The 14,377-nt window shown below is 70.1% G+C and carries 14 protein-coding genes; 10 read left to right on the forward strand and 4 right to left on the reverse strand.

Translation table 11 applies throughout. The features are described from left to right. Positions 1-59: 59 nt before the first annotated feature. The 3 genes from ACP699_RS08445 (at position 60) to ACP699_RS08455 (ending at position 3,414) form a co-directional block, all read left to right on the forward strand. Entirely contained in the window at positions 60-1,343 is a 1,284-nt protein-coding gene (locus ACP699_RS08445) for a M18 family aminopeptidase (RefSeq protein WP_055874311.1), read from the forward strand. 68 nt (positions 1,344-1,411) lie between these two features. Then, positions 1,412-2,854 carry a purine-cytosine permease family protein gene (locus ACP699_RS08450; protein ID WP_055865793.1) on the forward strand — a complete coding sequence of 481 codons (1,443 nt, stop codon included), beginning with the start codon at positions 1,412-1,414 and terminating at the stop codon, positions 2,852-2,854. Further along, positions 2,851-3,414 (forward strand): cysteine hydrolase family protein, encoded by a 564-nt coding sequence (locus ACP699_RS08455; RefSeq protein WP_055865795.1) that lies wholly within the window; start codon positions 2,851-2,853, stop codon positions 3,412-3,414. Before ACP699_RS08450 ends, ACP699_RS08455 begins: the two co-directional genes overlap by 4 nt. A 9-nt stretch (positions 3,415-3,423) precedes the next feature. Here ACP699_RS08455 and ACP699_RS08460 read toward each other — a convergent pair whose 3' ends face one another. Continuing rightward, entirely contained in the window at positions 3,424-4,134 is a 711-nt protein-coding gene (locus ACP699_RS08460) for an MBL fold metallo-hydrolase (protein WP_426170560.1), read from the reverse strand. Between the two features lie 81 nt (positions 4,135-4,215). Between ACP699_RS08460 and ACP699_RS08465 the strand changes: the two genes are divergently transcribed. After that, positions 4,216-4,740, forward strand: coding sequence for a TetR/AcrR family transcriptional regulator (locus ACP699_RS08465; protein ID WP_055865800.1), 525 nt, complete (start codon positions 4,216-4,218; stop codon positions 4,738-4,740). Between the two features lie 54 nt (positions 4,741-4,794). Here ACP699_RS08465 and ACP699_RS08470 read toward each other — a convergent pair whose 3' ends face one another. Both ACP699_RS08470 and ACP699_RS08475 read right to left on the reverse strand, forming a co-directional pair. Next, positions 4,795-6,168 (reverse strand): pyridoxal phosphate-dependent decarboxylase family protein, encoded by a 1,374-nt coding sequence (locus tag ACP699_RS08470; RefSeq protein ID WP_314473067.1) that lies wholly within the window; start codon positions 6,166-6,168, stop codon positions 4,795-4,797. Positions 6,169-6,178: 10 nt separating this feature from the next. Continuing rightward, complete coding sequence (locus ACP699_RS08475) at positions 6,179-6,835, reverse strand: TetR/AcrR family transcriptional regulator (RefSeq protein WP_426170563.1); 657 nt, start codon at positions 6,833-6,835, stop codon at positions 6,179-6,181. A gap of 104 nt (positions 6,836-6,939) precedes the next feature. On the opposite strand from ACP699_RS08475, the gene ACP699_RS08480 reads away from it, so the two are divergent. From ACP699_RS08480 to ACP699_RS08505, 6 genes are all read left to right on the forward strand, one after another. After that, positions 6,940-7,980, forward strand: a complete 1,041-nt coding sequence (locus ACP699_RS08480; RefSeq protein WP_426170565.1) for an agmatine deiminase family protein — start codon at positions 6,940-6,942, stop codon at positions 7,978-7,980. Next, the gene (locus tag ACP699_RS08485; RefSeq protein ID WP_426170567.1) at positions 7,980-9,695 is read left to right on the forward strand and encodes an amidase; all 1,716 of its coding nucleotides are present in this window, start codon (positions 7,980-7,982) and stop codon (positions 9,693-9,695) included. The genes ACP699_RS08480 and ACP699_RS08485 overlap by 1 nt, the downstream gene beginning before the upstream one ends. A 63-nt stretch (positions 9,696-9,758) precedes the next feature. Continuing rightward, the gene (locus tag ACP699_RS08490) at positions 9,759-10,610 is read left to right on the forward strand and encodes a tryptophan 2,3-dioxygenase (protein ID WP_426170569.1); all 852 of its coding nucleotides are present in this window, start codon (positions 9,759-9,761) and stop codon (positions 10,608-10,610) included. Next, positions 10,610-11,566, forward strand: coding sequence for a hydrolase (locus ACP699_RS08495; RefSeq protein WP_426170571.1), 957 nt, complete (start codon positions 10,610-10,612; stop codon positions 11,564-11,566). The genes ACP699_RS08490 and ACP699_RS08495 overlap by 1 nt, the downstream gene beginning before the upstream one ends. 1 nt (position 11,567) lies before the next feature. Continuing rightward, positions 11,568-12,806 carry a kynureninase gene (locus ACP699_RS08500; protein WP_200935159.1) on the forward strand — a complete coding sequence of 413 codons (1,239 nt, stop codon included), beginning with the start codon at positions 11,568-11,570 and terminating at the stop codon, positions 12,804-12,806. Continuing rightward, a complete protein-coding gene (locus ACP699_RS08505) occupies positions 12,796-13,617 on the forward strand; it encodes a PaaX family transcriptional regulator (RefSeq protein WP_055874334.1) in 822 nt (273 codons plus the stop codon). Before ACP699_RS08500 ends, ACP699_RS08505 begins: the two co-directional genes overlap by 11 nt. On the opposite strand, the gene ACP699_RS08510 is transcribed toward ACP699_RS08505, so the two are convergent. Then, positions 13,614-14,108, reverse strand: a complete 495-nt coding sequence (locus tag ACP699_RS08510; RefSeq protein WP_055865818.1) for an FBP domain-containing protein — start codon at positions 14,106-14,108, stop codon at positions 13,614-13,616. The genes ACP699_RS08505 and ACP699_RS08510 overlap by 4 nt on opposite strands. Positions 14,109-14,377: the final 269 nt, after the last annotated feature.

Raw genomic sequence — 14,377 nt, forward strand, 5'->3', positions numbered from 1 at the left:
TTGCCGAACGGAGACCGCGACTACGCTCGAAGGACCGCGCTCTTCAGGAAGGTCACGACATGCCCGTCACCCCCGCAGCCCTCGCCCACGCCGAGGATCTCGCCGACTTCGTCGCCGCGTCGCCCTCGAGCTACCACGCGGCGGAGGAGGTCGCGCGACGGTTGGCAGCCGCAGGGTTCACGCGGCTGCGCGAAGAGGATGCCTGGCCGACACCGGCCGGCGGTCGGTACGTGGTCGTGCGCGACGGTGCGGCGATCGCCTGGGTCGTGCCAGCGGATGCCGTGGCGACCACACCCGTGCAGATCTTCGGTGCGCACACCGACTCCCCCGGTTTCAAGCTCAAGCCCCAGCCGACCACCGGTTCGCGCGGCTGGCTGCAGGCCGCCGTCGAGGTGTACGGTGGCCCGCTGCTGAACTCGTGGCTCGACCGCGAGTTGCGCCTCGCCGGGCGACTGGCTCTGGCGGACGGCCGTGTCGTGCTGGCGGACACCGGTCCGCTGCTGCGACTGCCGCAGCTGGCGATCCACCTCGACCGCGGCGTGAACAACGGCCTGGCCCTCGACAAGCAGACAGAGACGCAGCCGGTGTGGGGACTGGGAGAGGCGACGGACGCCGACATCCTCGCCGAACTCGCCGCGTCTGCGGACGTCTCCGCCTCCGAGATCCGCGGCTACGACGTGGTCGTCGCCGACTCCGCACGCGGAGCGGTCTTCGGCAAGGACAGCGCGTTCTTCGCCTCGGGCCGCCTCGACGATCTCGCCTCGGTGCACGCCGGTGTGGTCGCCCTCGAGGCGCATGAACCGGCACCCGGAGCGCCGATCGCCGTGCTCGCCGCGTTCGACCACGAGGAGCTCGGCTCGGAATCGCGCTCGGGCGCCGCCGGCCCCTTCCTCGAAGACGTGCTCGAGCGCCTGTACGCGGGACTCGGCGCCGACGGATCCGCACGGCGCCAGGCCTATGCCTCGTCGTGGTGCCTGTCGAGCGACGTCGGCCACTCGGTGCACCCCAACTACGCCGCCAAGCACGATCCCGTGGTGCAGCCGGTGCTCGGCTCCGGCCCCATCCTGAAGATCAACGCCAACCAGCGCTACGCGACGGATGCGATCGGCACGGCGTCGTGGCGGACCTGGTGCGAGCGCGCCGGCGTCGCGACGCAGGAGTTCGTGTCGAACAACAGCGTGCCGTGCGGCTCGACGATCGGCCCGATCACGGCGACCCGCCTCGGCATCCGCACGGTCGACGTGGGCATCCCGATCCTGTCGATGCACTCCGCACGAGAGCTCGCCGGGGTCAGCGACCTTCACGATCTGGCCCGCACGGCGCAGTCGTTCTTCGCCGGCTGACCCCGGCGGCGGATCCACCCCCTCACGAAAGCCACCCGGCCGCTCCCCGGCAGTGCCAGGATGTGAGGATGACGGACATCAAGCCGGCCCTCATCGAGCGTGCGGGCATCGAGATCATCCCCGAGTCCGAGCGCACCGCGAAGCCTCGCGACCTCTTCTGGCCGTGGTTCGCCGCGAACGTGTCGGTGTTCGGCATGTCGTACGGGTCGTTCGTGCTCGGCTTCGGCATCTCGTTCTGGCAGGCGACCATCGTCTCGGTCATCGGCATCGTGGTGTCGTTCCTGCTCTGCGGGCTCATCGCCATCGCCGGCAAGCGCGGCTCGGCGCCGACCATGGTGCTCTCCCGCGCGGCGTTCGGCGTGCAGGGCCAGAAGGTGCCGGGCATCGTCTCGTGGCTGACCTCGATCGGGTGGGAGACGTTCCTCGCGATCCTGGCCGTGCTCGCCACCGCGACCGTGATCACGCAGCTCGGAGGCGACGGCGACAGCGTGTGGCTCAAGGTCGTCGCGACCGCGATCGTCGCCGCACTGATCGTCACGGCATCCGTGCTCGGCTATCACACGATCATGAAGCTGCAGTCGGTGCTCACGTGGATCACCGGCGTCGTGACCGTGCTCTACATCATCCTCGCCGCACCGGCGATCGACCTCGCCGCCGTGCTGGCCCGACCCGACGGCGGCATCGGCCAGGTGATCGGGGCGCTCGTGATGGTGATGACCGGATTCGGCCTCGGCTGGATCAACATCGCCGCCGACTGGTCGCGCTACCAGAAGCGCACGGCATCCGACGGAGCGATCGTCGCCTGGAACACGATCGGCGGATCGGTGGCACCGGTGATCCTCGTGGTGTTCGGTCTACTGCTGGGCGGATCCGACGAAGATCTCATGAACGCGATCGCTGCGGATCCGATCGGCGCGCTCGCCTCCATCCTGCCGACGTGGGTGCTCGTGCCCTTCCTGCTCACCGCCGTGCTCGCGCTCGTCTCGGGAGCGGTGCTGGGCATCTACTCCTCCGGTTTGACGCTGCTCAGCCTCGGCATCCGCATCCCCCGTCCGTCGGCCGCGGCGATCGACGGCGTGATCCTCACGATCGGCACCGTCTTCGTGGTGTTCTTCGCCACCGACTTCCTCGGTCCGTTCCAGAGCTTCCTGATCACGCTCGGTGTGCCGCTCGCCTCGTGGGCCGGAATCCTGATCGCCGACATCCTGCGCCGGAAGAAGGACTACGACGAAGAGGCCCTGTTCGATCAGAACGGTCGCTACGGCGCGTGGGACTGGACCTCGATCGGCACCCTGGTCGTGACGAGCGTGATCGGCTGGGGCCTGGTCGTGAACAACTTCGCCGAGGATGCCGCGTGGAACAACTGGCAGGGCTACCTGCTGTTCCTCATCGGCGGCAGGGACGGCGAGTGGGCGTATGCGAACCTCGGGGTGTTCTTCGCGCTGGTGCTGTCGTTCCTCGTGACCTACTTCGCCAGGGCCGCGAAGATCCGGCGCCAGGAGGCGGTGTGAGCGCTCCGGCGACCGGCGACACCTGGCTCGTGGTGATCGATCCGCAGGCGATCTTCGCCGCGCCCGACTCCGCGTGGGGTTCACCGTTCTTCGGCGAGGCGATGCCACGCATCCGCGCCCTCGCGGACGCGTTCGGCGACCGTGTGCTCGTCACCCGCTGGATGCCGACGGCCGATCGGTCCACCTCGTGGGGTGACTACTTCGCGGCATGGCCGTTCGCCGACCAACCGCCGAGCGACCCGCTGTTCGCCCTGGTGCCCGAAGCCGCCAGCCTCTCCCCGCATCCGAGCATCGACCTGCCGACGTTCGGCAAGTGGGGGCCCGAGCTCGAGGCGATCGTCGGACGCGGAGGGCATCTCGTGCTCGCCGGGGTCTCGACCGACTGCTGCGTGATCTCGACGGCACTGGCCGCCGCCGACGCCGGCGCTCACGTCACGATCGCGGCCGACGCGTGCGCCGGATCGAGCGCCGAGAACCATGCGGCCGCCCTGCAGGTGATGGGGCTGTATCCCCCGCAGATCATCGTCAGCGACACCGATACCGTGCTCGGCACCCCCTGACCGCGAGCGTCAGGCCGAGGCCCGCACCGCGGCGGCGATGTCGGCCGGGGAGCCGTGCCAGGGCGCTCCGTGGCCGGGAAGCACCCACGATGCCGAGACTCCCGCCAGTTTGTCGAGGGAGGCGAGCGCCCGCTCCGGCTCGTCGGTGAACGGCGCGGGCTGAGCCCCGGTCCGCCCTGTCAGCACGTGCCGGGTGGTCAGCGCATCGCCGACGAACACCGCGTCGACGGCCGGCACGTGCACCGCGATGCTCCCCGGCGAGTGGCCGGGCATTCCGATGACGACCGGAGCACCGGGCAGATCGAGCACGTCGCCGTCGGCGACTTCCGTGACGACGGACACGTGCGGTGTGCGCAGGGCGCTCTTGCGCAGGCCGTAGGCGAAGAAGCCGAGCGTGGGCCCGATCCTCGCCGGTCCCATCGCGGTCTTGGGCTTCTCTCCGGTGCGGACTCGATGCGCGTCGGCCGTGTGGATGTACACCGGCACCTCCGCCTCGGTGCGCAGCCGCTCGGCGAAGCCGATGTGATCGCCGTCGCCGTGGGTCAGGACGAGGCCGCGGATATCGGACAGCGGACGACCGATCAGTTCGAGCTCGCGCTGGAGGTCGCGCCAATGCCTGGGAAGGCCCGCATCGATCAGGGTGATCCCCTCCGGCAGGTCGATGAGGTACGAGGCGACGATGTCGTTGCCCAGGCGGTGCAGGCGGGGTGCGAGCTTCATGACGGATCCTCTCGGGATGATTGCGATGGCTACGTTACGTAGCTATGATGGCTATTGTCAATAGCCATCCAGGAGGATCCGATGCCGACACCCGAACGCACGTCCACCGAGGAGATCGTCGCGGCGGGGCGGGAGATCCTCGAGGTCGCCGGCCCCTCGGGCCTCACGATGCAGGCGGTCGCGGATCGGGTGGGCGTCCGCGCCCCCTCGCTCTACAAGCGGGTGCGGGATCGGGACGCCCTGCACGCCGCCGTCGCCACCGCGTCGATCGACGCTCTCACCGCGCGGCTCGAAGCTGCGGGCGACGACATCGGTGCGCTCGCGCACGCCTATCGCGGCTTCGCACAGGAGCACCCCGAGGGCTTCCGCCTCATGTTCACGATCGCCGCGCCGCACGATGCCCTTGAGCGCTCGGCCGCTCCGCTGATCCGCGCAGCATCCGCCCTGGTCGGCGAAGAGGACGCGCTCGACGCTGCCCGCCTGTTCACCGCCTGGGCGACCGGGTTCCTGCAGATGGAGCTGTCCGGAGCGTTCCGCCTCGGCGGCGACGTCGACCGCGCTTTCGACTACGGCCTGCGTCGACTCACCGCCGGGATGGCCGGCTGAGCCGCAACAGGCACGGGCATGGTCCCACGGGCGCGCGCACCAGCGGCGGCGGGGTTACTTCATCGTGTCGAGGATGCCGACGAGGTCTTCGAACGTGGTGAGCGGGTTCAGGATCGCGAATCGCGTGTTCGGGCGCCCGGCGTGCGAGCTCGGCACCACGAACGCGCGCTGCGAATCGAGCAGCGCCGCCGACCACCGGTCGTAATCGGCGCGCTCCCACCCTTCCCGCTCGAACACGACGATCGACAGCTGCGGATCGCGCACCAGTCGCAGCTCGGGGCGACGGGCGATCTCGTCGGCGATGCGTCGGGTCAGCGCGAGTCCCGCACTCACGGCATCACGGTAGGCGGTGACGCCGTACGTCGCGACCGAGAACCACATCGGCAGGCCTCGCGGGCGGCGCGTGAGCTGGATCGAGTAGTCCGAGGGGCTGAACTCGTCGACCTCGGTCAGGATGTCGAGGTACTCGGCGTGCTGCGTGTGCGCCCGTCGTCCGCTGTCGGGATCGCGGTAGATCAGAGCGCAGCAGTCGAACGGCGCGAAGAGCCACTTGTGCGGATCGACGATGACCGAGTCGGCGCGCTCGACGCCCTCGAAGATGTGTCGCGCCTCCGGTGCCAGCATGGCGGTGAGGCCGTAGGCGCCGTCGATGTGCAGCCAGAAGTCGAACTCGTCCTTGAGGGCCGCGATTCCCTTGATGTCGTCGACGATGCCGAAGTTGGTCGACCCGCCGGTGGCGACCACCGCGCAGATCTCGTCGCCGTGCTCGACGAGGGCCTCGCGCACGCCATCGGCGCGGAGCACGCCGTCGTCGCCGGCCGGGACCAGCAGCACGTCGACGTCCATGATCTTCGCGGCCGACTTGTTGGAGGAGTGCGCCTCGACGCTGCACACGATCTTCCACCGGGTGGGCAGCTCTTTGCCTTCTGCGATCAGCCGGGCCTTCGCGGCCTCGCGTGCGGCGACCAGCGCCGACAGGTTCCCGATCGTGCCACCCTGCACGAACACCCCGCCCGCGTTCTCGGGCAGCCCGAACTCGCTCGCCAGCCACGACAGCACCTCGTTCTCGGCGTGCACGGCCCCCGCGCCCTCGAGCCAGCTTCCGCCGTACAGCCCCGACGCGGAAACGACCAGGTCGAACGCGATCGCGGCCATGGTCGGCGCGGTCGGGATGAACGACAGGTACAGCGGGTGGCTCGTGGTCAGGCAGGCCGGAGCGAGGACGTGCTCGAACACGCTGAGGGCGCGCGCCGCGCCGAGTCCCGCATCGGTGATCGTGGGTCCGACCAGACGGTTCAGCTCCGCCTCGGACTGGGGCTTGTCCAGCGGCACGTCGGAGGCGAGCATGCGGCGGCGCGAATAGTCGAGCACGGCGTCGACGATCGCGGTCGATTCGGGCGAGGCCGCGTGCATGCGCACAGCATCCATGGGCGTTCCTTTACTTGTCATCGGATCGGGGGTCCGTGGGTCGGGGGTCGGGGGAATGCGAGACGGTGGCGCGCGAGCCGGTGACCTCGGCCTCGGGCGTCGCGCTGTCGAGCACCGCAGCGAGCGCCCGCCTGGCGAGGTCGGCACGGTCGCGGGGCGCCCACTTCACCAGTGAGTGCGCGTTCATGCCGTCGACCATCGCGAGCAGCAGCCAGGCTGCGGTGTCGGCACGACCGGCGGCGATGGCTCCGGCCGCAGCGGCACGGGCGAAGATCTGCTCGAGCACACTCTGCCACCCGTCCATCTCCTGCCGCACGCGCGCGGCGAGCGCATCGTTCCGGGCTCCGAGCGCCCAGGCCTGCACCCAGATGAGGGTGACGTCGTCGCGGTCGGCATCGAGGAGCGTCTCGATGAGTCGCAGCAGGCCCTCGCGCAGGTCGTCGGTGTCGTCGAACGCGGCGATCACCTCTTCGCGCTCGGCCGCCACGATCAGCCCGAAGACGTCGGCGACGAAGGTGTCCATCCCCGGCCGGTAGTGCGCCACGAGCGCGGGGGTGACCCCGACGCGAGCCGCGACCGCGCGGACGGTGAGGCTCTCGAGTCCGCTCTCGCGGGCAAGGCCGATCGCACCGTCGAGGATCGACTGATCGCGCTCCTCCGGCGACATCCGCCGAGTGGACGTACCTGTTGACGTGGTCTTCATCAGGGGTTACCGTAACACCTGTTGATCGCATGTTCAATAGACGAACCGGCAGCAGCGAGGAGATCACGATGAGCTGGCGCATGCCCACCGAGACCGCACGTCACGAGCGCACCTGGATGGCGTTCCCCGCGGAGGGCGAGACCCTCGGTGACACCGACGCCGCCCGCGAGGAGGGCTACGCCACCTGGACCGCCGTCGCCCACGCCGTCGCCGAGTTCGAGCCCGTGTCGATGCTGGTCGATCCGAGCGAGGTCGCCAGGGCCCGGCGCATGCTCAGCAGCAGCATCGAGATCGAGATCGCGCCCGTGGACGAGTTCTGGATGCGCGATTCGGGGCCGACCTTCGTGGTCGACGACGAGCGTCCTGGCGTGCTCGGCGCGGTCGACTGGATCTTCAACGGCTGGGGCGCCCCGGAATGGGCCGAGTGGCGCAAGGCCGCACAGCACGCACGCATCGTGGCGGACGCCGTCGGCGCCGAGCTCGTGAGCTCGACGCTCGTGAACGAGGGCGGCGGCATCCACGTCGACGGCGAGGGCACCGTGCTCCTCACCGAGACCGTGCAGTTGGACCCCCGGCGCAACCCCTACGCCGACAAGCAGCGGATCGAGGCCGAGATGGCCCGCACGATCGGCGCGACCACGACGATCTGGCTCCCCCGTGGGCTCACTCGCGACTACGACGACTTCGGGACGAACGGCCACGTCGACATCGTCGCCACCATCGTGTCGCCCGGGCGGCTGCTGCTGCACGACCAGCAGAACCCCGACCACCCCGACCACGCGGTCACGCGCGAGCTGCGCAGCCTGCTCGCGGAGCAGACGGACGCCGCCGGCCGCCGCTTCGAGGTGATCGGGCTGCCCGCTCCTTCGACGCTCTCCGACGATGAGGGCCCTGTCGACTGGAGCTACGTCAACCACCTCGTCACGAACGACGGCGTCGTGGCCTGCGGCTTCGGCGACGAGAAGGCCGATGCCGCAGCGCGCGAGATCCTCGCCGATGCCTACCCCGGACGCCGCGTGGTCACGGTCGATGCGCGCCCGCTGTTCGCCCGCGGCGGCGGCATCCACTGCATCACCCAACAGCAGCCCGCCCTCGACGGAAGCCGCTGATGTTCGACGTGGTCGAGGCGTCCATCGCCGACCTGCGGCGCGCCCTCGACGCCGGAGACACGACCGCCGTCGAACTGGTCGACGCATACCTCGCGCGCATCTCCGCCTTCGACGCCCCCGGCACCGAGACCGCCCTGAACGCGGTCGTCGTCGCCAATCCCCACGCGCGGAGTGAGGCCGCCGCTTCCGACGCGCGTCGCGCCCGCGGGGAGACGCTCGGGCCGCTCGACGGCATCCCGTACACCGCGAAGGACAGCTACCTCGTGCGCGGCCTCACCGCCGCCGCGGGGAGTCCCGCCTTCGCAGAGCTCGTGGCCCAGCGCGATGCCTTCACGATCGAGCGGCTGCGCGCGGGCGGCGCCATCTGCCTCGGACTGACGAACATGCCCCCGATGGCGAACGGCGGCATGCAGCGCGGCGTCTACGGTCGCGCCGAGAGTCCCTACAACGCAGCCTTCCTCACGGCGCCCTTCGCCTCCGGTTCGTCGAACGGCTCCGGCACGGCGACGGCGGCGAGCTTCGCCGCCTTCGGTCTCGGTGAGGAGACCTGGTCGAGCGGCCGTGGTCCGGCTACCAACAACGCGCTGTGCGCCTACACCCCCTCGCGCGGGGTGATCTCGACCCGCGGCAACTGGCCGCTCGTGCCGACCATGGACGTGGTGGTGCCGCACACCCGCTCGATGGCCGACCTGCTCGAAGTGCTCGAGGTCATCGTCGCCGACGACGCCGAGACCCGTGGCGACTTCTGGCGCGCGCAGCCGTGGGTGGCGTTGCCTGCGGCATCGACGGTGCGACCGGAATCGTATCCGGCACTCGCGACAGGCGGCCCCCTCGCCCTCGTCGGCGCGCGTATCGGGATCCCCCGGATGTACATCAATGCGGACCCGGATGCCGGCACTGCCGAGAACCCCGGCATCGGCGGGCCCACCGGCCGGCGCATCGAGACACGGGCGAGCATCATCGAGCGCTGGGAGGCCGCCCGCCGCGACCTCACCGCCGCCGGAGCGACCGTGATCGAGGTCGATTTCCCGGTGGTGTCGAACTACGAGGGCGACCGTCCGGGGGCGCACACCATCGCGACCCGCGGCCTGGTATCGCCGGAGTACCTGCGCCGCGAGATCGTCGATCTCTCGGCCTGGGCATGGGAGGACTTCCTGCAGGCGAACGCCGACCCCGCTCTGCACTCGCTCGTCGACGTCGACGGCGCCACGATCTTCCCCCACCCCCAGGGCGCACTCCCCGACCGCTACACGGGCTTCGACGACGACATCGCCGAGTATCCGGACTGGGTGCGCCGCCACCCCGATGCCTCGTTCACGGACATGCCCGAACTCGAAGACGGCCTGCGCGGCCTGGAGGAGACCCGTCGTCGCGACCTGGAGGTGTGGATGGATGTGCTGCGGCTCGATGCCGTGGTCTTCCCGGCGGTCGCGGATGTGGGTCCGGCTGACATGGACGTGAACCCCGAATCCGCCGACCGCGGCTGGCGCAACGGCGTCTGGATCGCGAACGGCAACCTCGCCGTGCGCCACCTCGGCATCCCGACCGTCACCGTCCCGATGGGGGTGATGAGCGACATCGGCATGCCGATCGGCCTCACCTTCGCAGGTCGGGCGCATGACGACACGCGACTGCTGCGCCTCGCGGCGGCGTTCGAAGCGACAGGCGGCCCTGGCACGCGTCGCACGCCGCCGCCGCGCACCCCCGCACTCTGAGGGACGACGACGCAGAACATATCACTCCTGTGACGCTCGCCACGAAAGTGATATATTCGGCGCATGCACACCGAGAACGAACGCGCCCTGGAATCCGGCATCGTCACCGACCTCTCCGGCCGGATGACGTACGGTTCCTACCTGGCGCTGGACCAGCTGCTCACCGCGCAGCATCCGGTGAGCGAACCGCAGCACCACGACGAGATGCTGTTCATCATCCAGCACCAGACCACCGAGCTTTGGCTCAAGCAGCTGCTGCATGAACTGTCCTCGGCGCGTGAGCTGCTCGCCGGCGACGACCTCCGCGAGGCGCTGAAGCGCATCGCCAGGGTCAAGCGCATCCAAGACGTGATGACGCAGCAGTGGTCCGTGCTCGCGACCCTCACCCCCACCGAGTACGCGCAGTTCCGCGGGGCACTGGGCAACTCGTCGGGCTTCCAGTCCGTGCAGTACCGGGCGGTGGAGTTCGCCCTCGGCAACAAGAACGAGAAGATGCTGAGCGTCTTCGCCGACCACCCCGCCAACCTCGCTCTGCTCACCGCCGAGTGGGAGAAGCCGACGCTCTACGACGAGTTCCTGCGCTTCGCCGCCCGCCGCGGGCTGCCGATCCCGAGCTCGATCCTCCAGCGCGATGTGCGCGAGCCCTACCGGGAGACCCCGGAGCTGGTGCCCGCGATCCGCGAGATCTACCAGGACCCGAGCCGGTACTGGGACCTGTACGAGGCGTGCGAAGACCTGGTCGACCTCGAGGACAACTTCCAGTTCTGGCGCTTCCGACACCTCAAGACCGTCGCGCGCACGATCGGCATGAAGGTCGGCACCGGCGGCTCCAGCGGCGTCGGCTTCCTGCAGCGCGCGCTGGATCTGACCTTCTTCCCCGAGCTCTACACCGTGCGCACCGAGATCGGCAGCTGATGCACGCCGCGACGTTCTTCGACGGAGTCGAGTGGCGCGAGGGCGTCGTCGAGCTCGTCGACGTGCACCTGCGGCTGCGCGATGCGGTGCCCGCGTCGGGAGCTCCCCGGCTCGATGGTGTGATCGTGGGCGGATTCACCGACCACCACGTGCACCTCCAGCTCATCGAGCATGGCGTGCTGGCAGAGTCACGCCTCGGCCGCGTGGTCGACCTGGGCGGAAACCCCGAGGCACTGCGTCTGATCGCCGTGCCGGAACCGGTGTCCGTCCACTTCGCCGGAGGCTTCCTGACCACCCCCGGCGGGTACCCCTCCGACCGCGGTTGGGCGCCGGAGGGCTCGGTGCGCGAGATCGCCGACGCCGCGGCCGCAGCCGACGCCGTCGCGGAGATGGCCGACGCCGGCGCGACCTGCATCAAGGTCACCAGCAACAGTGCCGCAGGACCCGTCCTCACCGACGATCTGTTCCGCACGATCGTGCGGCTCGCTTCCGCTCGCCATCTCCCCGTCGTCGCCCACGCCGAAGGGGCAGGCGAAGCGCGGCGTGTGGTCGGTCTCGGAGCCGCCCGGCTCGCCCACGCCCCGTTCACGGAGCGACTCGACGATGACGAGATCGCGCGCCAGGCCGCCTCCGCCTCCTGGATCTCGACGCTCGCCATCCATGACGACCCCGAGCGTGCGATCGCGATCGACAACGTGCGCCGCTTCCGCACCGCAGGCGGCAGCGTGCTCTACGGGACCGACCTGGGCAACGGACCGATGCCGGTCGATCTGAACCCGCACGAGGTCGCCGCTCTCCGCGAGGCAGGACTCGACGATGCCGCCCTGCTGCAGGCTCTCGCCCCCGTGGACCCGCGCGAACCCCACTCCGCTCTCCTCCTCATCCCCGGCGGAACCCCGTCGAGCGCCGATCCGCTCGACGCCCGCCCCCTCACCCCCGCAGACCTGAAGGTGTGACATGACCATGACGCCCGACTCCTCACTCCTCGAACTCGCCCGCGCTCTCGATGCGGCCGATCCGCTGCACGCCCACCTCGATGCGTTCGCCGAGGCTCCTGGCGTCACCGCGTACCTCGACGGCAACTCGCTCGGGCGTCCCCTGCGCGATGTCCCCGAGAAGATCGCCGCCTTCGTGCGGGACGACTGGGGCACGCGGCTGATCCGCTCGTGGGACGAGCAGTGGATGGCGCTGCCGATGGAGCTGGGCGACCGCATCGGACGGGTCGCTCTCGGCGCCGCCCCCGGCCAGACCGTCGTGGCCGATTCGACCAGCGTGCTGATCTACAAGCTCATGCGCGCCGCCGCGTCGGCCGACCCGGACCGCACCGAGCTCGTGATCGAGGCGGGCAACTTCCCCACCGACCGGTTCCTCGCCGAGGGCGTGGCCGCCGAGACGGGGATGACGCTGCGGTGGATCGAACCCGACCCGGTGCACGGGGTGACCATCGCCGATGTCGAGGCCGTCGTCTCCGCACGCACCGCCCTGGTGTCGCTGAGCCATGTCGACTATCGCTCGGGAGCCCTGGCCGACATGCCGGGCATCACCGCGACGGTGCGCGAGGCCGGCGCCCTGATGATGTGGGATCTGTGCCACTCGGCCGGCGTCGTGCCGATGCAGCTCGACGAGTGGGGTGTCGACATGGCTGTCGGCTGCACCTACAAGTACTTGAACGGCGGGCCGGGCTCCCCCGCCTTCGCCTACCTCCGACACGGACTGCAGGGTGTGCTGCGCCAGCCGATCCAGGGCTGGTGGAGCGCGGCCGACATCTTCGCGATGGGGCCGGAGTACGTACCGTCCGGCGACATCCGCCAGCTGCTCAGCGGCACTCCCCCGGTGACGTCGATGCTCGCGATGCAGGGGATGCTCGACCTCATCGAGCACTCGACGATCGAGGGCGTGCGGGCCAAGTCGCAGTCGTTGACCGATCTCGCCGTGCGTGCCTACGACGAGGTGCTCGCCCCTCTCGGTGTGCGACTGCTCAGCCCTCGCGATGCCGAGCTGCGAGGCGGACACGTGACGATCGGGCATCCGGACTTCCGCGACGTCACACGTCGCCTGTGGGCCGACGGCATCATCCCGGACTTCCGATTCCCCGACGGCATCCGCCTCGGACTCTCTCCGCTGAGCACCTCGCACGTCGAGACCATCACCGGCGTGCTCGCGGTGCGCGACGCCTTGGAGTCCGGTGACTTCTGACCGTGCCGTCGCGCCCGTCCTCGACGACATCGATGCGCGCCCCGGCAGCACCGCATCGTTGCTGCGGACGTTCATCGGCGTCTTCCTGCGCCCGCTCGGCGGGTGGATCTCCGCCGCCGACCTGGTCGCCCTCGCCGGCGACCTCGGCATCGAACCGGCCCCGGCGCGCACCGGTGTCGCACGCCTCAAGCAGAAGGGCCTGCTGCTCGCCGCCCGTGAGAAGCAGATCGGCTACCGGCTGAACCCGGCAGCGATCCCGATGCTCGAACGCGGCGATCGGCGCATCTTCGAGATGCGCGAGATGACCGACGCCGACACGTGGTGCCTGGTCTCGTTCTCGATCCCCGAGAGCGCGAGGAGCGTGCGCCATCAGCTGCGTCGACGACTGCAGTGGATCGGTGCGGGAGTCGTGTCGCCCGCCCTGTGGATCTGCCCCGGCCACCTTCAGGACGAGGTGGTGCAGATCCTCGACGAACTCGATGCGCGCCCGTGGGCGACGCTGTTCCCGGCATCCGCCCCCGTTCCCGCCGGCAGCCTCGTCGACGCTGCGGCGCAGTGGTGGGATCTGGATGCGCTGCGCGACGAGCACCTCGCCTTCCAGGCGTCGCTCGCAGACCTGCCAGCGGAGCCGTTCGCCGCGTACGTGCAGCTGATCGACCGCTGGCGGGTGCTGCCGTACACTGATCCGGGGCTTCCCCCGTCGATGCTGCCGGCCGATTGGCCCGGTCGTGACAGCTTCGACGAGTTCGCCCGCCGGTCGGCGGCGCTGACAGCACCCGCCTGGGCGCACGTGCGCGCCCGGATCGTCTAACCCGCCCGCCCCGCGACCTCGGCGAGGAAGCCCGCCACGTGCTCCTGCAGTCGCAGGATTCGCAGGTCGCGCGCGAACTCGCGGTCGAACCCCTGGTAGGCCAGCGGCGGCAGGACCCGCACGTTGTGGTTGCAGCCGAACTCGGCGCAGGTGAGCACACCCACGCTGTCGCCCTTGCGCCCGGCCGGTCCGGCCTTGCGCGCTACGTACAGCTGCACGTCGTTGCGGAGCGTCACGTCTTCGCACCACGAGCACTGCGCTCTGGCGATCACGCGCTGCTCGGCGCGCTGCAGGAAGACACCGACCGGGGCGTCATCGATCCAGGTGACGACGTAGGCCCGGCGGGGCATCTTCGGGTCGGCCCACCCGAGGAAGTCGAGCCGGTCGAAGTCGATCTCGGCGAATCCGGGCGGAAGGGTCAGGTCGGAGACCTCTTTGCGGGAGGCGTTGAGGAAGGAGGCGCGGATGGCGCGCTCGTCGATGGGACGCATGGGAGTGGTGCTTTCGGAGTGGTCGCCGCGAAGGCGGGTCGATGAGAGGAAGGAACCCGGACACGGTGGCCGGGTACGTCGCGACACCGGGGACGGGGGTTCCGCCTCCGGTGGGTCCTCAGCCTCTGCCTGCGGCGCGGGAAGCGCCTGCAGCTCCGCTCTGCGCCCCGAGGGCGCTCATCGACGACAGCACCCGGCGAGCCTACACCCGTTTGTTTCACTCCATGTCGGCCCGCCTGGGCACCACGCGAAGGGCGTCTTAGTCTTTC

It is taken from the genome of Microbacterium sp. DWRC1-3, from assembly GCF_049896645.1.
GTDB lineage: Bacteria > Actinomycetota > Actinomycetes > Actinomycetales > Microbacteriaceae > Microbacterium > Microbacterium maritypicum.

Coding starts and splice junctions, on each gene's coding strand:
- ACP699_RS08445 (WP_055874311.1), top strand. CDS start 60: ATGCCCGTCACCCCCGCAGCCCTCGCCCACGCCGAGGATCTCGCCGAC.
- ACP699_RS08450 (WP_055865793.1), top strand. CDS start 1,412: ATGACGGACATCAAGCCGGCCCTCATCGAGCGTGCGGGCATCGAGATC.
- ACP699_RS08460 (WP_426170560.1), bottom strand. CDS start 4,134: ATGAAGCTCGCACCCCGCCTGCACCGCCTGGGCAACGACATCGTCGCC.
- ACP699_RS08465 (WP_055865800.1), top strand. CDS start 4,216: ATGCCGACACCCGAACGCACGTCCACCGAGGAGATCGTCGCGGCGGGG.
- ACP699_RS08470 (WP_314473067.1), bottom strand. CDS start 6,168: ATGGATGCTGTGCGCATGCACGCGGCCTCGCCCGAATCGACCGCGATC.
- ACP699_RS08475 (WP_426170563.1), bottom strand. CDS start 6,835: ATGTCGCCGGAGGAGCGCGATCAGTCGATCCTCGACGGTGCGATCGGC.
- ACP699_RS08480 (WP_426170565.1), top strand. CDS start 6,940: ATGAGCTGGCGCATGCCCACCGAGACCGCACGTCACGAGCGCACCTGG.
- ACP699_RS08485 (WP_426170567.1), top strand. CDS start 7,980: ATGTTCGACGTGGTCGAGGCGTCCATCGCCGACCTGCGGCGCGCCCTC.
- ACP699_RS08490 (WP_426170569.1), top strand. CDS start 9,759: ATGCACACCGAGAACGAACGCGCCCTGGAATCCGGCATCGTCACCGAC.
- ACP699_RS08495 (WP_426170571.1), top strand. CDS start 10,610: ATGCACGCCGCGACGTTCTTCGACGGAGTCGAGTGGCGCGAGGGCGTC.
- ACP699_RS08500 (WP_200935159.1), top strand. CDS start 11,568: ATGACCATGACGCCCGACTCCTCACTCCTCGAACTCGCCCGCGCTCTC.
- ACP699_RS08510 (WP_055865818.1), bottom strand. CDS start 14,108: ATGCGTCCCATCGACGAGCGCGCCATCCGCGCCTCCTTCCTCAACGCC.